Annotated in this window: 13 protein-coding genes; 10 read left to right on the top strand and 3 right to left on the bottom strand. The window is 64.8% G+C overall.

Annotated features, from left to right (window positions below):
• Positions 1-368 precede the first annotated feature (368 nt).
• Together ACODSD_RS19260 and ACODSD_RS19255 are read left to right on the top strand one after the other, a co-directional pair.
• A complete protein-coding gene (locus tag ACODSD_RS19260; RefSeq protein WP_107799542.1) occupies positions 369-1,484 on the top strand; it encodes an efflux RND transporter periplasmic adaptor subunit in 1,116 nt (371 codons plus the stop codon).
• 15 nt (positions 1,485-1,499) lie between these two features.
• Positions 1,500-4,613 carry an efflux RND transporter permease subunit gene (locus ACODSD_RS19255; protein WP_107799541.1) on the top strand — a complete coding sequence of 1,038 codons (3,114 nt, stop codon included), beginning with the start codon at positions 1,500-1,502 and terminating at the stop codon, positions 4,611-4,613.
• 52 nt (positions 4,614-4,665) lie between these two features.
• Here the strand turns inward: ACODSD_RS19255 and ACODSD_RS19250 are convergent, their stop codons facing one another.
• Entirely contained in the window at positions 4,666-5,031 is a 366-nt protein-coding gene (locus ACODSD_RS19250; protein WP_081551307.1) for a hypothetical protein, read from the bottom strand.
• A gap of 366 nt (positions 5,032-5,397) precedes the next feature.
• On the opposite strand from ACODSD_RS19250, the gene ACODSD_RS19245 reads away from it, so the two are divergent.
• The 8 genes from ACODSD_RS19245 (at position 5,398) to ACODSD_RS19210 (ending at position 13,799) form a co-directional block, all read left to right on the top strand.
• On the top strand, positions 5,398-7,170 hold the full coding sequence (locus ACODSD_RS19245; protein ID WP_488878068.1) for an ABC transporter substrate-binding protein: 1,773 nt from the start codon (positions 5,398-5,400) through the stop codon (positions 7,168-7,170).
• A 21-nt stretch (positions 7,171-7,191) separates the two neighbouring features.
• Entirely contained in the window at positions 7,192-8,130 is a 939-nt protein-coding gene (locus ACODSD_RS19240; RefSeq protein ID WP_107799538.1) for an ABC transporter permease, read from the top strand.
• A gap of 13 nt (positions 8,131-8,143) precedes the next feature.
• A complete protein-coding gene (locus ACODSD_RS19235) occupies positions 8,144-9,205 on the top strand; it encodes an ABC transporter permease (protein ID WP_107799537.1) in 1,062 nt (353 codons plus the stop codon).
• Between the two features lie 16 nt (positions 9,206-9,221).
• Complete coding sequence (locus ACODSD_RS19230) at positions 9,222-10,922, top strand: ABC transporter ATP-binding protein (RefSeq protein ID WP_488878067.1); 1,701 nt, start codon at positions 9,222-9,224, stop codon at positions 10,920-10,922.
• A 232-nt stretch (positions 10,923-11,154) separates the two neighbouring features.
• The gene (locus ACODSD_RS19225; RefSeq protein ID WP_166453132.1) at positions 11,155-11,514 is read left to right on the top strand and encodes a COG4315 family predicted lipoprotein; all 360 of its coding nucleotides are present in this window, start codon (positions 11,155-11,157) and stop codon (positions 11,512-11,514) included.
• Positions 11,501-12,487, top strand: coding sequence for a YncE family protein (locus ACODSD_RS19220; RefSeq protein WP_107800121.1), 987 nt, complete (start codon positions 11,501-11,503; stop codon positions 12,485-12,487). The genes ACODSD_RS19225 and ACODSD_RS19220 overlap by 14 nt, the downstream gene beginning before the upstream one ends.
• Positions 12,484-13,002, top strand: coding sequence for an RNA polymerase sigma factor (locus tag ACODSD_RS19215; protein WP_488878066.1), 519 nt, complete (start codon positions 12,484-12,486; stop codon positions 13,000-13,002). Before ACODSD_RS19220 ends, ACODSD_RS19215 begins: the two co-directional genes overlap by 4 nt.
• Positions 13,002-13,799 carry an anti-sigma factor family protein gene (locus tag ACODSD_RS19210; protein ID WP_488878065.1) on the top strand — a complete coding sequence of 266 codons (798 nt, stop codon included), beginning with the start codon at positions 13,002-13,004 and terminating at the stop codon, positions 13,797-13,799. Before ACODSD_RS19215 ends, ACODSD_RS19210 begins: the two co-directional genes overlap by 1 nt.
• 66 nt (positions 13,800-13,865) lie before the next feature.
• Here the strand turns inward: ACODSD_RS19210 and ACODSD_RS19205 are convergent, their stop codons facing one another.
• Both ACODSD_RS19205 and ACODSD_RS19200 read right to left on the bottom strand, forming a co-directional pair.
• Complete coding sequence (locus tag ACODSD_RS19205; protein WP_107800124.1) at positions 13,866-15,266, bottom strand: L-serine ammonia-lyase; 1,401 nt, start codon at positions 15,264-15,266, stop codon at positions 13,866-13,868.
• Positions 15,267-15,352: 86 nt separating this feature from the next.
• Positions 15,353-16,642, bottom strand: a complete 1,290-nt coding sequence (locus ACODSD_RS19200; RefSeq protein ID WP_107801908.1) for an HAAAP family serine/threonine permease — start codon at positions 16,640-16,642, stop codon at positions 15,353-15,355.
• Positions 16,643-16,935 lie beyond the last annotated feature (293 nt).

Raw genomic sequence — 16,935 nt, 5'->3', positions numbered from 1 at the left:
CTCAGCGTTTGGGTGTGACTAAATTGGGCATCGTGGGCTCCGAGCAGTTTGTGCAATGACATATGTTTAATGGATAGTGTTGTGGCATGATAACGGGCGGCCGCAGTCAGGCCGCCCAAATGCTTGGCTGAGGCTTGTTCGCCCACGTTTCACAACAACAAGACAATACGACCACACAATGGCATATCCCGCGGCGAAGCCTGTGGGATGATGCCGAGCGGCCCTGGTCCGGCCGCGCCGGCGCAAGGGGGAATCTTGCGTCGTTTCATCGTCCTGGATGCGCGGCCGCCGAGCCTGACGCGGCGGCCGATAGCGCGTGTCCGAGCCTCGCGTCGCAGGCGGCTCAACCATAGAAAAGAACAAAACAGATGAACACACGATTTGTCATAGTCCCGCTCTTGTCGTTGACGCTGGCGGCTTGCGGCGCCAAGCCGTCCGACCCGCCCAAGGAGGGCGCCGCCGGCAAGGCCGCGGCCTCCGCGCCGGTGGCGCGGGCGCTGTCCACCGCGGATGTGATGGCGGCCAAGCCGCGCGCGCTGGCGGCGACGATCGCCTTCACCGGATCGCTCAACGCGCTGACCAGCGGCACCGTGGCCGCCGAGGTGGAGGCCCGGGTCAAGGAAGTGCGCGTGCGCGAGGGCGAGGCGGTCAAGCGCGGTCAGGTGCTGGCGGTGCTGGACGCCGAAGTGCTGTCGCAATCGGTGACGGAACAGAACGCCCAGGTGGCCAACACCGAGGCGCGGCTGCGCCTGGCCAAAGTCAAACTGGAAAAACAGCGCGAGCTGCTGCACAAGGGCTTCATCTCGCAGATCGCCTATGACGAATTCGACAGCGATTACCGGGTGAAGGAGGGCGAAGCCAAGGCCCAGGCCACCCAGCTGGCGCGCGCGCGCCGACTGCTGGCGGACACCCAGATCCGCGCGCCGATAGACGGCGTGGTCTACGAGCGCAAGATCAATCCGGGCGAAGTGGCCGGCAAGAACGCGGTGCTGTTCGCCATCGCCGACCTGTCGGTGCTGGAAATCGCCGCCACCGTTCCGGCGCGGCTGATCTCGCAGATCCAGCCCGGCATGCAGGCCGGCTTCAGCGTGGACGGCCTGGCCGAGCCGCAGCGCGGCGAAGTGGTGCGCATCAATCCGGTGGCGGTGGCGGGCACCCGCAGCTTCACCCTGTACATCCGCGTGAAGAACCCGGAATACAAGCTGAAGGCCGGGCAGTTCGCCAAGGGCGGCATTGTGCTGCGCCAGATCAACGACCAGATCGTGCTGCCGCTGCCGGCCATTCACGATCCGGACGGCCAGCCCTGGGTGCTGGTGGCGCGCCAGGGCCGGCTGGAGCGGCGGCCGGTGGAACTGTTGCTGCGTTCCGAGGCGGACCGGCTGGCGGCGGTGTCCGGGGTCAAGCCGGGCGAGCACGTGATCGCCGTGGACCTGGTGGGGGTGAAGGCCGGCGATCCGGTCTCCCTGCCGGGCAGCAAACTCTAAGCGGAGGGGCGCAGCATGTGGCTGACCCGAATCAGTGTCCGCAATCCCTATTTCGCCGCCGTGCTGATGATGACGCTGGTGGTGCTGGGCTTGTTTTCCTGGCAGCGGCTGGCGGTGGAGGAAATGCCGGATATCCGCTTCCCCATCGCCCTGGTGTCCACCGACTATCCGGGCGCCTCGCCGGAAGTGGTGGAAAGCGAAATCTCCAAGCCGGTGGAAGAGGCGGTCAACACCATCAACGGCATCAAGGAAATCCGCTCCTATTCCATGGAAGGCAATTCCACCGTGGTGGTGGAGTTCGAGCTGTCGGTGGATCCGGTGTCGGCGGTGCAGAACGTGCGGGACAAGATAGGCGCCATCCAGGGCCAGTTCCGCCGCGAGATATCCGCGCCCACCGTGTCCCAGGTGGACCCCAACGACAACCCCATGCTGACCCTGGTGCTGACCTCGGACCAGACCCGGCCGCGCGAACTGACCACCTGGGTGGACAAGGTGTTGAAAAAGCGGCTGCAGATGGTGGCCGGCGTCGGCGACGTCAAGCTGATCGGCGGCGTGCGCCGCGAGATCCGCGTCGACGTGGACCCGGTGCGGCTGGAGGCCTCCGGCCTGTCCTTGCAGGACGTGGCCGACGCGCTGCGCGCCGCCAACCAGGATTTCCCCGCCGGCTCGGTGTCGGCGGTCAGCAAGGAGTGGGCGATCCGCGTCGCCGGCAAATTGAAATCCGCCGACGACTTCTCGCAACTGGCGGTGGGTTACCGTAACGGCGCGCCCATCCGGCTTGAGGACATCGCCACCGTGGCCGACACCGAGGCCGAGCAGTCCAGCATCTCGCTGATAGACGGCCGGCCCGGCGTGTCGCTGGACTTGCGCGCCGCGCGCGGCGCCAACGTGGTGGAAGTGGCCGAGGGCGTCAAGGCCAGGGTGGCGGAGCTGAAGAACCAGATGCCGGCCGGGGTCCAGGTGCGCTACACCTACGACACCGCCGAGGACGTGAAGAAGTCGCTGAACAACGTCGAGTCCACGCTGCTGGAAGGCGCCGGCCTGACCGTGCTGATCGTCTTCCTGTTCCTGGGCAGCTGGCGCAGCACCGTGATCACCGGCCTGACCCTGCCGGTGTCGCTGATCGGCACCTTGTTCGCCATCCAGATGTTCGGCTTCACCCTGAACATGCTGACCCTGCTGGCCCTGTCGCTGTCCATCGGCCTTTTGATCGACGACGCCATCGTGGTGCGCGAAAACATCGTGCGCCACGCCGGCCTGGGCAAGAGCCATTATCAGGCCGCGCTGGACGGCACCAATGAAATCGGCCTGGCGGTGCTGGCCACCACGCTGACCGTGGTGGCGGTGTTCCTGCCGGTGGGTTTCATGGGCGGCATCATCGGCAAGTTCTTCCACCAGTTCGGCCTGACCGTGGCGGTGGCGGTGCTGATCTCCATGCTGGTCAGTTTCACGCTGGACCCGATGCTGTCCTCCATCTGGCACGATCCGCACCACCACGGCGACAAGCATCGCGGCCCGCTGGGGCGGATGCTGGACGCCTTCGAAAGCTCGCTGGACCGGTTGTCGGAGCGTTACGTCGGCGTGATCCGCTGGGCGCTGGCCCACCGCAAGACCGTGCTGGGCACGGCCTTGCTGCTGACCGTCGCCAGCTTCGCGCTGGTGCCGGGCATCGGCGGCGAGTTCATCCCGGAGCGCGACAGCGGCAAATTCACCATCAGCTACCAGACCGCGCCCGGATCGGCGCTGGAATACACCGCCACCAAGGGCCATGAACTGGCGGCGGCGGTGAAGGGCATTCCCGAAATCAAGTCGATCTCGATGAATGTGGGCGAGGGCAATTTCGGCGCCGGCAAGAACGACGGCTCGGTGACGGTGGACATCGGCGACAAGAACAGCCGTCAGCGCACCCTGGGGCAGGTGATCGCCGACGCGCGCGCGCGGGTGCTGCCGGTGGCCGGCGTCACCATCAAATCCGTGGCCAACGAGCAGCAGCAGGGCAAGCCGGTCAAGGTGGGCTTGCGCGGCAGCGACCTGCGCGAACTGAGCGCGGTGTCCGAAGACCTGATGCGCCGGCTGGGCAAGATCCACGGCGTGCGCGACATCGAATCCAACCTCAGCGAAGGCGACCCGGCCTTGAACCTGGTGCTCAAGCGCGACGCCGCCACCAGCCTGGGCGTGGACCTGGCCCGCGTGGGCAAGACCCTGTCCATCCTGTTGGCCGGCAACGCGGTCACCACCTGGGAAGCGCCGGACGGCGAAAACTACGACGTCAAGCTGCGGGTGCCCAAGTCCGAGCGCCGTCAGGAGCTGCTGGACGCGCTGACCGTGGCCGGGCGGCCGGATGCGCACGGCGCGGCCAATATGATCCCGCTGTCCTCGCTGATAGAGACCCGGCAGGGCATCAGCCCGCGCCAGATCAAGCGCGTCAACATGATGCGCGAGATCACCATCCTGGCCAATATCGAAGGCCGCGACGCCGGCACCGTCTCCGCCGAGGTGCATCAATTGGTGGAAGGCCTGAAGCTGCCGCCGGGCGTGATGCTGGTGCAGGGCGGCCAGCAAAAGGACATGCAGGAATCGCTGGGCTACGCGGTGCAGGCTTTGGCGCTGGGGGTGATCTTCATCTATCTGATCCTGGCCGCGCAGTTCCGCAGCTTCACGCTGCCGGTGACCATCATGATGGCCTTGCCGCTGGCCTTCGTCGGCGTGTTCTGTTCGCTATATCTGTTCGGCTCCACGCTGAATATGTTCTCAGTGATCGGCATCATCATGCTGATGGGCCTGGCCGCCAAGAACGGCATCCTGCTGGTGGACTTCGTCAACCAGGCGCGGCGCGAAGGCATGGAGCGCAACCAGGCCATCGTCGAGGCCGGCCGGGTGCGGCTGCGCCCCATCATGATGACCAGCCTGGCGATGATCTTCGGCATGCTGCCCTTGGCGCTGGGCACCGGCGACGGTTCGGAAAGCAACCGGCCGATGGCGCACGCCATCATCGGCGGCTTGCTGACCTCCACCGTGCTGACCCTGATCGTGGTGCCGGTGGTCTACACCTATCTGGACGGCCTGCGCAGCCGGGTGCGCCGCCTATTGGGCGGCAAGCCGGCGCACCAGCCGGCGGCCGAACATTGAAACGAAAAGAGCCTGCGTTTGCGCAGGCTCTTTCTTTTGGCGAGGACGGTGTTTAATTTTTAGGGGGCGCCACGCAGTCGTTGCCCTCAAAGCTCACCGACTGGATGGTATGGGTTTTAGGATCGGCGACGAAGTTGGTGGTGCAGCGGTAATACACCGAGCCGCCGCCGCTGAAGCCCCAGGGGTAGTTGTAGAAACCGCCCTGATAGGGCATTTCCTGGCTGTAGGCGCTGCGGTAGGTGTAGAGCTGATTGCCGTTGGGCATGGTCAGCTGGCTGGTGGGCGCGCCCCATTGCGCCAGCATCTCGTTGACGTCGCGGCCTTGCCAGCCGTAGACCTTTTGCGCGTAACCCGCCTGGGTGGCGCAGCCGGTCAGCAGGCTGGCGGCCAGCAGGGACAGCGCTAGCGTTGTTTTCATGAGGCGCTCCTGAGCAATGTGTCAGGCGGGGGGAGACGGCGTCCGCCTGAGGTGGTTTGAAGGGATACTTTTACGATGGCGTCGCCGCCGCCGCTTGTCAACAAGCAGCGCCGGCGCACCTTGTTCATGAGTGTTAAGAACCTGTTTACGATCTGCTGCGCGTCGGCGGGATGGATAGAAATGGGCGTTGAAACCAAGCTCAAAATGCTTATGTACCACGTGTATATTCCGCTTTTTCGCTCGTTTTCGCCTTGTCTCGCCTTAGCTCGCGAGATCGTAAACACGTTCTAAGAGCCGCTAGAGCGGCGACATAATAAGCAGGCCGGTGCAAGACGCCAGGCCGAAGCGACAACAAAGGAGAAAATCATGAGCCTGAAGCGATGCGCGCTGCTGGCGCTGATGGCGTGGGGAGGCGTGTCGGCGCAGGCCGCCGACATGAACAAGGTGCTGCATGTGGCCTTCAACGCGCCGGAGACCGGTTTCGACCCGTCCAAGACCTCGGACATTTATTCCGGCGCCATCATCGAACACATCTTCGACCCGCTGTTGACCTTCGACTACCTGGCGCGGCCGGTCAAGGTGGTGCCCAATGTCGCCACCGCCATGCCCGCGGTCAGCGCCGACGCCAAAACCTATACCTTCACCCTGAAAAAAGGCGTGTACTTCGCGCCGGACCCGGCCTTCAAGGGCAAGAAGCGCGAGCTGACGGCGGAAGACTACGTCTACGCCTTCAAGCGGCTGATCGATCCGGCGGTCGCCTCGCCGATCAGCGATCTGGTGGCCGGCAAGTTTGTCGGCCTGGACGCCTGGGCCAAGCCCGCCGGCGGCAAGATCAACTACGACGCGCCGGTGGCCGGCGTGCGCGCGCTGGACCGCTACACCCTGCAACTGAAGCTGACCCAGCCGTACCCGGCGCTGAAATACATCCTGGCCGCGCCCTTTGTGCAAGGCCAGGCGCGCGAGGCGGTGGAGGCTTACGGCAGCAACACCAACGCCCACCCGGTGGGCACCGGTCCCTATATGCTGGCCAAATGGCAGCCGGGCACCCACATCTCGCTGGTGGCCAACCCTCATTTCCGCAAGCAGACTTTCAACTACCCGCCGGGCGACAATCCGGAAGACCAGCGCGTCGCCCGCGAGATGAACGGCAAAAGCTACCCGCAGATCGGCCGCATCGAAGTGTCGGTGATCCAGGAGGAACAGCCCACCTGGCTGGCGTTCAAGAGCGCGGAACTGGACCTGGTGGGCATTCCCCAGCCCTTGATCCGGCAGCTGCTGCGCATGGACCCGAGCAATCCGTGGCGGGCGGAACTGAAGCCGGATCTCCAGCGCCAGGGCGTCCGCTTGCTGCGCAGCCTGGACGAGGAAATCACCTTCTACGCCTTCGGCATGAAAGACCCGGTGGTGGGCGGCTACGGCAAGGACAAGATCGCGCTGCGCCGCGCCATCACCATGGCCTTCAACACCGACGAAACCATACGCGACATCCGCCGCAACCAGGCGGTCAAGGTCCAGTACGTGGTGCCGCCCAATGTGGCCGGCCACAATCCGGATTTCCGCGGCGCCTTTCCCTACAACCCGGCGCTGGCCAACGCCTTGCTGGACCGCTTCGGCTACAAAAAGGGCGCGGACGGCTACCGTCGCCAGCCAAACGGCGCGCCGATGGTGGTGGACTTCCTGACCGGTCCCACCGCCATCGACAAGCAATGGAACGAGTACTGGCAGAAAGCCTTCGATCTGATCAAGGTGCGCGTGGACTTCCGCGTGATGCAGTGGAACGAACAGATCAAGGCGCAGCGCGAATGCAAGTTCGGCATGAACGGCGCGGCCTGGATCGCGGACTTCCCGGACGGCGAAAACTTCGTCCAGCTGCTGTACGGCCCCAATACTGGCGGCGTCAACTACGCCTGCTATCAGTCCGCGCGCTATGACCGGCTGTACGAGCAATCCCGCAATCTGGAAGACGGCCCGGAACGCAACCGCTTGTACGACGCGATGAACAAGATCGTGATGGCGGACACGCCCTGGGCCTTCAGCGACACCCGTTTCCGCAACACGCTGATCCAGCCCTGGGTGCGCGGCGCCAAGCTGCATCCCAACTACAACTACATCTGGCGTTTCCTGGACGTGCAGAAGTAAGCGGCAGGCGAGGAGAACATCATGTCCGCTTTTATCATCCGTCGCATCCTGCAGATGATCCCAACCCTGTTTGGCGTCATGCTGCTGGTTTTCACCCTGTTCACCCTGGTGGGCGGCGATCCGTCGCTGGTGCTGGCCGGCAAGCACCTGACGCCGGACGTGCTGGCCAATATCCGCGCCCAGCTCGGCCTGGACCAGAGCCTGCCGCAGCAGTTCTGGATCTTCGTCAAACAGGTGCTGACGCTGGACTTCGGCACCTCCTGGTCCACCCAGCAGCCGGTGGCCGACATCATCGGCAGCCGCGTCGGCCCGTCCTTGACGCTGACCGGCGCCATGCTGGTGGTGGACCTGCTGATCGCCATCCCGCTGGCGGCGCTGGTCGCTTATTTCCGCGGCGGCCTGACCGATCACATCGTCACCATCGCCTGCACCGTGGCCATGTCGGTCAGCGCGCTGGTCTACATCATCGCCGGCCAGTATTTCCTGGCCTTCAAAATGGGCTGGTTCCCGGTGCGCGGCTGGGGGGATGCCTTCTGGGTCAATCTCTTCGTCTACGTGCCGCTGCCGTTGCTGATGGGCCTGATGGTGTCCTTGGGGCCGGACATCCGCTTCTACCGCAGCTTCTTCGTCGAGGAAATCGGCCAGGACTACGTGCGCACCGCGCGCGCCAAGGGCCTGTCCGAACGCGCGGTGATGCTCAAGCACGTGCTGCGCAACGCGCTGATCCCGGTGGTGACCAGCGTGATGATGTCGCTGCCTTATATGTTGATCGGCGCGCTGGTGCTGGAAAGCTTCTTCGGCATTCCCGGCATGGGCAACGAGGTGGTGATGGCGGTGAACAAGAGCGATTTCCCGGTGATCAAGGCCATCACCATCTATATCGCCATCGCCACCATGGTGTTCAATCTGCTGGGCGATCTGGTCTACAAGCTGATCGACCCGCGCGTGCAGCTCAAGTGAGAGAGGGCTGGAAATGACGACATTGCATAATGGCGCCGGCGCCGCGCCGGCCGCCCCCTCGCGCGGTTTGTGGGCGCTGGGCTGGCAAAGGCTGAAACGCAAGAAAGTGGGCTTTGTTTCGCTATGGATCGTGGCGGTCTACCTGCTGCTGGCCGTCGGCGGCTGGTTCAATCTGGTGGGCGGCGGCTGGACCGACGAAATCGCCGTGCCCTACGCGCCGCCCAGCTGGGTGCAGGCCTCCGCCGACGACGTGTTGCCGCCGGAGCCGGCCAAGCCCGCCCAGGCGTCCGCCCCCATCGTCACCATGACGCCGGAGGAAGACCCGATAGGCCAGGAGCTGCAACAGGCGCGGCAGCATGTGGGCGAATACGCGCAGGCCGCGCCGGCCAAGCGCGCCGCGTTGCCCTTCGGCGCGGATCTGCGCGGCCGCGACGTGATAGAGAAAACGCTGAAAGGCACGTCCACCTCCATCTTCGTCGGCGTGTTCGGCGCGGTGTCGGCCTTGCTGGTGGGCTGCGCGCTGGGCGCGGCGGCCGGCTATTTCGGCGGCAGGGTGGACGACGCGTTGGGCTGGTTTTACAGCGTGTTCACCTCGGTGCCGGACATGCTGTTGCTGCTGTCCTTCGCCGCCGTCTCCGGCCGCGGCATCACCACCATCGTCGCGGTGATGGCGCTGACCAGCTGGACCGGCACTTTCCGCCTGGTGCGCGCGGAATACCTGAAGCTCAAGGGCCGCGAATACGTGCAGGCGGCGGACGCCATCGGCGCCGGCAACGCCCGCAAGATGTTCGTCCACATCCTGCCCAATATCTCCCATCTGCTGCTGGTGCAGTTTTCCCTGCTCACCGTGGCGCTGATCAAGTACGAAGCCATCCTGTCCTTCCTCGGCTTCGGCGTCGGCGTGCGCCAGGTCAGCCTGGGATCGATGCTGGCGGAAGCGCCCACCGAGCTGATCCAGGGCTATTGGTGGCAAATGCTGGCGGTTACCTTGTCCATGTCGCTGCTGGTCACCGCCTTCAGCCTGTTGGTGGACGCGCTGCGCGACGCGCTGGACCCGCGCGCGGCGGCGAAGTGAGCGGGGAGAACAGACTATGACTCAGAACCAGACCCTGCTGTCGGTGCGCAATCTCAAAGTGGCGTTCCGTCAGGAGAACGGCGGCGATTTCCAGGCGCTCAAGGGCGTCAGCTTCGACATCCCGGCCAAGCGCACCGTGGCCTTGGTGGGCGAATCCGGCTCCGGCAAATCGGTGACCTCCATGGCCATCATGCGCCTGCTGTCGCCGCAGCACGCCAGCATCCACCCGGACAGCCAGATCCTGCTGCAAGGGCGGGATCTGCTCAAGGCCGGCGGCGCCGAGATGCGCGCGCTGCGCGGCAAAGACATCGCGATGATCTTCCAGGAGCCGATGAGCTCGCTGAACCCGGTGTTCAGCGTGGGCGAGCAGATCATGGAAGCCCTGATGCTGCACGCCAAGCTGGGCCGCCGCGCCGCGCGCCGGCGCGCGATCGAACTGTTGCGCGAAGTGGGCCTGCCGGAACCGGAAAGCAAGGTGGACAGCTATCCGCACCAACTGTCCGGCGGCCAGCAGCAGCGGGTGATGATCGCGATGGCCATCGCCTGCGAACCCAAGCTGCTGATTGCCGACGAACCCACCACCGCGCTGGACGTGACCATCCAGAAGCAGATCCTGCAACTGATCGCGGACCTGCAGAAGAAACACGATATGGCGGTGCTGTTCATCACCCACGATCTGGGCGTGGTGGGCGAGTTCGCCGACGAAGTCATCGTCATGCGTCACGGCGAAATCCGCGAACAGGGCAGCGTGCAGCAAATCTTCGACGCGCCGCAGGACGCCTACACCAAGGCGCTGCTGGCCTGCCGCCCGCACCTGGACCGGCGGCCGCAACGGCTGGCGGTGATCGACGACTTCCTGCAGCCGGGCGGCTATGTGGAGCCGCCGCAACGCGAGCGCGGCTACCGGGACGACGACGAAATCATCCTGGACGTGCGCGGGCTGAGCAAATCCTTCGACGTGCGCGAAGGCTTGTTCGGCAAACGCCAGTTCCACGCGGTCAAGGACGTGTCCTTCAAGCTGGCCAAGGGCAAAACCCTGGGCATCGTCGGCGAATCCGGCTCCGGCAAGACCACCGTCGGTCTGACCCTGGTGCGGCTGCACCAAGCCAGCGGCGGCCAGGCGCTGTTCCACGGCCAGGACCTGCTGGGCATGGACGCCAAGGCCTTCCACGCCTACAAACGGCGCATCCAGGTCATCTTCCAGAACCCCTACGCCTCGCTGAACCCGCGCTTCACCGTGGAGCAGATCCTGAGCGAACCGATGCAGCTGCACGGCATCGGCCGCGACGGCGGCGAGCGGCGCAAGCTGGCGCAGGAACTGCTGGACAAGGTGGGGATGCCGGCCGGGGCGCTGCAGAAATACCCGCACGAGTTCTCCGGCGGCCAGCGTCAGCGCATCGCCATCGCGCGCTGCCTGACCTTGAAGCCGGAAGTGCTGATCTGCGACGAATCGGTGTCGGCGCTGGACGTGTCGGTGCAGGCGCAAGTGCTGAACCTGTTGCAAGACCTGCAGGACGAATACGGCCTGTCCTATCTGTTCATCTCGCACGATCTGGCGGTGGTGAAGCATATCTCCGACCAGGTGATGGTGATGAACAAGGGCGAGGTGGTGGAGCAGGCGGACGCGGATCAGATCTACCGCGAGCCGCGGCAGAGCTATACCCGCAAGCTGTTGGAGTCCATTCCGCAAGGCTGGGTGGGCATGGCGCCGGCCTAAGCGCTGACGGCCATTCGCACAAAACCGCCGGGAAACCGGCGGTTTTTTCATGCTTTGGCGGCAGGAACTGAAAAAAACGCGTCGCGGCGGGAATAAAGCGCGCCGTCCGTCCGTATACCCCGTACTGAACGCCGAATGGTCGGCGGTTTCGTCAAGATGGAGCGCCGCGGCGCGCAGGCCTTGAGATGAGGGCCGGCAGTGGCCGCGTGTTCTACAACGGGAGGAGTCTGCGATGAAAGCATGGATGGCGGTGGCGCTGACGGCGCTGAGCATGGGCGCGTTGGCCGGGGAGGCGGCGTCGCGGCGCGACGGCGCGCTGGTGGACGCGCAAGGCATGACGCTGTACGTCTTCGACAAGGATGCGGCCGGCAGCGGCCGCAGCGCGTGCAATCAGGCTTGCGCGGCGCTGTGGCCGCCCTTGCTGGCGGCGGCCGAGGACAGCGCGCCGGAGGGTTTCAGCCGGATCCGCCGCGACGACGGCCAGACGCAGTGGGCGTATCAAGGCAAGCCCTTGTACCGTTTCGCCAAAGACGGCAAGCCGGGCGAGCGCGCCGGCGACGGCTTCAAGGAGGTATGGCATGTGGCGCGTTAAAGCGAGGGCGGCGCTGCTGTTGGCGGCGTTGTCGACACCCTTGGCCTGGGCGCAGGAGCCGGCGGCTTTCGATCCGCAAATCCGCAACAACACCCTGGCGGTCAATCCGGCGGAAACGCTGGCCCTGGCCGGCAACAGCTCCCGCGGCACGCTGCTGGCCTATGACTTGCGTGCCGGCAAGCTGCTGCGCGAACTGCCGGGCTTCGTCACGCCGCGCAATATCGTGTTTTCCCCGGACGGGGAACGCTTCTACGTCTCCGACAGCAGCAAGGGCGTGGTGGAGCGCTGGCACGCGGGCAGTTGGACGCGGGAAGCCAGTCTGGCCATCGGGCCGGGGGCGTTCGGCACCGCGCTGAACCGGGACGGCAGCCGGCTATACGTCAATAATCAGGCCGCCGGCAGCCTGACCGTGGTCAATCTGCCGCAATGGAAGGTGGAAAAAGTGCTGACCGGTTTCGCCCAGCCGCGCCAGGGCATCAAGGTATCGCCGGACGGCGGCACCGTGTTCGTCACCAACTTCCTGGGCGACAAGATCACCCTGGTGGACGCGGCCAAGCTGGAGACCCGCGCCGAGGTGGGCGGTTTCGACAAGCTGCGCGCCATCTCCGTCAGCGGCGACGGCCGCAGCGTGTTCGCCGCCAATAGCGGCGCGGATACGCTGTCCTGGGTGGATGTGCCCAGCCGGACCGTGATCAAGACGGTGAAAGTGGGGCAAGAACCTTACGGCGCGGCCTTGCGGCCGGACGGGCGCTTCCTGTATTCCGGCAACCTCAAGAGCCACTCGCTGACCGTGGTGTCCTTGCCGGCGTTCGAAGCGGTGGGGGAAATCACCGGCTTCAGCGGGCCGCGTCAGGCCATCAGCTTCAGCCGGGACAGCGGCAAGGCCTGGGTGTTGAACGAAGACCTGGGCATTGCTGAGGTGGATTTGACGCGCAAGGCCATTGTCCGGGTGCTGGCCCCCGCCGCTGGATGAGCGAGGCCGCCCAACAGCGCTTCCACCATTTGCTGGTGGACTGCATTCCGCGCCTGCGGCGTTATGCCCGCGCCCTGGTGTTTGATCAGGGCGCGGCGGACGATCTGGTGCAGGACACGCTGGAGCAAGCCTGGCGCAAATGGCGGCAATGGCGGGACGACCGCGATTTGCGCCCCTGGCTGTTCGGCATCATGCATCGGTTGCACATCGACGACTTCCGCCGCTACGGCGCCAGGCGGCAGCCGCTGTCGGAGGATATGGCCGAGCTGACGGTGGACGCGCCGCAGGAGCGCGGCCTGGCGCTGCGCGAACTGGCGGCCAATCTGGCCCGGCTGCCGGAGGAGCAACGCGCCGTCCTGCTGTTGCTGGCGCTGGAGGACATGAGCTATCAGCAAATCGCCGCGGCGCTGGATATTCCGTTGGGCACGGTGATGTCGCGGCTAAGCCGCGGCCGCGAGCGCTTGCGCGGCTTGATGGAAGCGGGCGCCACGCCGGCCGCCGGAGGAGGGGTTTGATGGAAACGGTCACGGAACAGGAATTGCAGGCTTATCTGGACGACGCCTTGCCGCTGGAGCGGCGCGCGGCGGTGGAGGCCTATTTGGAAAATCACCCGGAGGCGCGGGAGCGGCTGCGGGCTTACCGTCGTTTGCAGGACGACATCGGCGCCTTGTTCGAGCCGGCCTTGCGAGAGCCCGTCCCGCCGCGCCTGCTGGCCGCCGCGCTGCCGCCGCCGGCCCCGCTGCGGCGAGGGTGGAGCGTGCCTTGGTGGCAGGGCGCGGCCGCGTCCGTGCTGATGTTGGCGCTGGGCGGCGGCGGCGGCTGGTTGCTGCGCGGTCAGCTGCAAGCGCCGGCTGCGCAGTGGGCGGCGGCGGACGGCCAGGAGCCTTTGCCGCGCTTGGCGGCGATGGCGCATGTGGTGTACAGCCCGGACGTGAAGCGGCCGGTGGAAATCGACGCCGAGCATCAGGACCAGTTGGTGGCCTGGCTGTCCAAACGGCTGCAAAGCCGGGTCAAGCCGCCGCTGTTGAGCGCGCAAGGCTATGAGTTGATCGGCGGCCGGCTGTTGCCGGGCGAACAAGGGCCGGTGGCCCAATTCATGTACCACAACGCCGCCGGCCAGCGCATGACCTTGTACGTGGCCACCACCGCCGCGCCTCGGCGGGACGCCGGCTTCCGCTTCGCCAGCCAGGGGCCGGTCAACGTGTTTTATTGGTGGGACGGCCGCTTCGCCTACGCCTTGTCGGCCGGCCTGTCGCGGGATGAGCTGGGGCGGTTGGCGGAGGCGGCGCACGGCCAGTTGCGGACCTCCTGAGCCGCGGGCAAAAAAAACGCCGCCGGTTGGCCCCGGCGGCGTTGTCTTTTGACGGCTGGCCTAAGCTCAGGCCGCGTCGTTCACCCAGCGGATGGCCTGGGTCGGCGCCACCTTGCTCTCGGTCACGATCTGCAGGGCCAGGCCGCCGCAGGAGGTTTCACGGTACTTGGCGTCCATGTCCTTGCCGGTTTCGTACATGGCGGCGATCACCTTGTCCAGCGACACCTTGGGGCTGCTGACGCGGTGCATGGCCATGCGCGCGGCGTTGATGGCCTTGACCGCGGCGATGGCGTTGCGCTCGATGCAGGGAATCTGTACCTGGCCGCCCACCGGGTCGCAAGTCAGGCCCAGATTGTGCTCCATGGCGATTTCCGCCGCCATGCACACCTGGGACGGGCTGCCGCCCATCAACTCGGTCAGGCCGGCCGCGGCCATGGAACAAGCCACGCCCACCTCGCCCTGACAGCCCACCTCGGCGCCGGAGATCGACGCGTTCAGCTTGAACAGGCAGCCGATGGCGCCGGAAGACAGGAAGAAGCGCAGGCAGCTGTCCTCGTCCAGCGGCTGGATGAAGTGGTTGTAGTAGGCCAGCACCGCCGGCACGATGCCGCAGGCGCCGTTGGTGGGCGCGGTGACCACGCGGCCGCCGGCCGCGTTTTCTTCCGACATCGCCATCGCGTACATATTGACCCAATCCATCACGCTCATCGGGTCCTTGGCCACTTGCAAGGAGCTGGTCAGCATCCGGTGCAAGGCCGGCGCGCGGCGCGGAATCCGCATCGGGCCGGGCAGATTGCCCTCGGTGCGCATGCCGCGGTCAATGCTGGTCTTCATCACATCCCACACTTTGGCGAAATGCTGCTGAACGTCCTTGACCTCATGGAAGGCTTTTTCGTTTTCCATCACCAGCGCGGAAATGGACAGGCCGGTTTCCTCGCACATATCCATCATCTGCTGCGCGCTGAGGAAGTGATAAGGCACCGGGGTGTCGCTGCAGGAGCTTTGATTGAAATGCTCCTCGTCCACGATGAAGCCGCCGCCGATCGAATAATACGTCTTGGTCAGCACGCACTCGTCGCCGACAAAGGCGTGGATCTGCATGCCGTTTTCGTGCATCGGCAGGTTGGCGGTGTGGAAATCCATGTCGAAGCCCACGCGCTGATGCGTGCGGCCCAGCGTTAGCTGGCGGGTTTTTTCCACATCGGCGATCAGGGCCGGCGTCTGTTCCGGGTCCACGGTGTCCGGCAGATTGCCGGCCAGGCCCAGGATGATGGCGTGGTCGGTGCAATGCCCCTTGCCGGTCAGGGCCAGCGAGCCGTAGCAGTCGACGTGAACATGGGTGACTTGGTTGAAACGGCCGGTTTCCTTGAGCGAGCCCAGGAACTGGTGGCCGGCCTTCATCGGACCGACGGTGTGGGAACTGGAGGGGCCGACGCCGATTTTGTAGATATCAGTCATGCTGAACATGATTGCTTACCTCTTGGCTTGATACTTTGGCTTGATGCTGAGGAGCCCGGCCGGCCGTAACCGGCCGGGCTGTCAGAGAAGGGCGATCAGGCGAACAGATCGTAGAAGATGGCGGAGATGGCGATCAGGCCGATCAGAACCACGAAGATGTTGCTGGCGGCGCCGGAGTATTTCTTCATGGCCGGCACTTTGGCGATGGCGTACATCGGCATCAGGAACAGCAGCATCGCGATCACCGGGCCGCCCAGGGTTTCGATCATGCCCAGGATGCTGGGGTTGAAGGTGGCCACGGCCCAGGTGGTGATGATCATGAACACGGCGGTGAAGCGGTCCAGTTTGGCGGTCTCGATGGATTTGCCGCTCTGGCGCAGTTGCTTGATGATCAGGCCGTTGAAGCCTTCTTTGGCGCCCAGGTAGTGACCCAGGAAGGACTTGCTGATGGCGACGATGGCGATCAGCGGAGCCACCCATTCAATCACCGGGTTGCGGAAGTGGTTGGCGAGGTAAGACAGGATGGAAATGTTCTGCGCTTTAGCCGCGGCCAGGTCGGCCGGGGACAGGCTGAACACGCAGCTGAACACGAAGAACATCACCGACAGCACCATCATGATGTGAGCGCGGATCAGCACGCGGCCGGCGGCCGGTTCAGCGGCGTCGCCATGCAGCTTCTGCTGGTCAACCGAGAAGGACGAAATGATGGGCGAGTGGTTGAAGGAGAACACCATGACCGGGATGGCCAGCCACAGCGTTTTGTAGAACGCGCCGTGGGACAGGGCGTCGCCCAGGCTGCCGGCTTGCTGGATGGCCGAGCTGTTCCATTCCGGAACCAGGTACAGCGCCAGCAGCATCAGGCAGGCGACAAAGGGGTAAACCAGCACGCTCATGGCCTTGACGATCATCTTCTCGCCCAGGCGCACGATGGCCATCAGACCCAGGATCAGGATCAGCGACAGGATGGCGCGCGGCGGAGCGGACACGCCCAGCTGGTTGACCATGAAGGATTGCACGGTGTTGGTGATGGCCACGCTATACACCAACAGAATGGGGTAGATGGCGAAGAAGTAGAGCAGGGTGATCAGCTTGCCCGCGCCCACGCCAAAGTGCTCTTCCACCACCTCGGTGATGTCGGCGCCCGGCTTGGAGCTGGACAGTACGAAACGGGTGAGGCCGCGGTGAGCGAAGAAAGTCAGCGGCAGGGCCAGCAGCGCCATGACGATCAGCGGCCACAGACCGCCAATGCCTGCGTTGATGGGCAGGAACAAGGTGCCGGCGCCAATGGCGGTGCCGTACAGACCCAACATCCAGACGGTATCTTGCTTGGTCCAGGAGGACGAAGCGCCTGATTTGGGCAGGGGGGTGGAAACGGCTTGAGACATGATATTGGCCTTCATTAAAGACAAATGGGGTAATCGTTCTGGCGTGCCGCCCGGCGGCGCGCCGTTTTCATCTCTTGCTAGACTTTTGGTCAGTAGCTGGAACCGCTGATTAGTGATTCACGGCTTCATTGATGTGCATGGTATAGGCAGTTGTACTGCGAGGGTTACACCTTTCAGAACATCAGTTGATTCTAATCAACTTTATTTTGAAGCAAAACGAACATCCGAACAATTGCTATTTGCTGTAGATGTCTTATCAATATCATGACGATTGCTTTGTTTTGGTTTAAAAA

The organism is Chromobacterium sp. FG22, assembly GCF_057809415.1.
The sequence above is the reverse complement of the archived record's forward strand: the minus strand, read 5'-3'. Positions and strand labels throughout refer to the sequence as shown.

What these genes read in the sequence shown, in the direction of transcription:
- ACODSD_RS19260 (WP_107799542.1), top strand. Translation starts at nt 369, where the DNA reads ATGAACACACGATTTGTCATAGTCCCGCTCTTGTCGTTGACGCTGGCG.
- ACODSD_RS19255 (WP_107799541.1), top strand. Translation starts at nt 1,500, where the DNA reads ATGTGGCTGACCCGAATCAGTGTCCGCAATCCCTATTTCGCCGCCGTG.
- ACODSD_RS19250 (WP_081551307.1), bottom strand. Translation starts at nt 5,031, where the DNA reads ATGAAAACAACGCTAGCGCTGTCCCTGCTGGCCGCCAGCCTGCTGACC.
- ACODSD_RS19245 (WP_488878068.1), top strand. Translation starts at nt 5,398, where the DNA reads ATGAGCCTGAAGCGATGCGCGCTGCTGGCGCTGATGGCGTGGGGAGGC.
- ACODSD_RS19240 (WP_107799538.1), top strand. Translation starts at nt 7,192, where the DNA reads ATGTCCGCTTTTATCATCCGTCGCATCCTGCAGATGATCCCAACCCTG.
- ACODSD_RS19235 (WP_107799537.1), top strand. Translation starts at nt 8,144, where the DNA reads ATGACGACATTGCATAATGGCGCCGGCGCCGCGCCGGCCGCCCCCTCG.
- ACODSD_RS19230 (WP_488878067.1), top strand. Translation starts at nt 9,222, where the DNA reads ATGACTCAGAACCAGACCCTGCTGTCGGTGCGCAATCTCAAAGTGGCG.
- ACODSD_RS19225 (WP_166453132.1), top strand. Translation starts at nt 11,155, where the DNA reads ATGAAAGCATGGATGGCGGTGGCGCTGACGGCGCTGAGCATGGGCGCG.
- ACODSD_RS19220 (WP_107800121.1), top strand. Translation starts at nt 11,501, where the DNA reads ATGTGGCGCGTTAAAGCGAGGGCGGCGCTGCTGTTGGCGGCGTTGTCG.
- ACODSD_RS19215 (WP_488878066.1), top strand. Translation starts at nt 12,484, where the DNA reads ATGAGCGAGGCCGCCCAACAGCGCTTCCACCATTTGCTGGTGGACTGC.
- ACODSD_RS19210 (WP_488878065.1), top strand. Translation starts at nt 13,002, where the DNA reads ATGGAAACGGTCACGGAACAGGAATTGCAGGCTTATCTGGACGACGCC.
- ACODSD_RS19205 (WP_107800124.1), bottom strand. Translation starts at nt 15,266, where the DNA reads ATGTTCAGCATGACTGATATCTACAAAATCGGCGTCGGCCCCTCCAGT.
- ACODSD_RS19200 (WP_107801908.1), bottom strand. Translation starts at nt 16,642, where the DNA reads ATGTCTCAAGCCGTTTCCACCCCCCTGCCCAAATCAGGCGCTTCGTCC.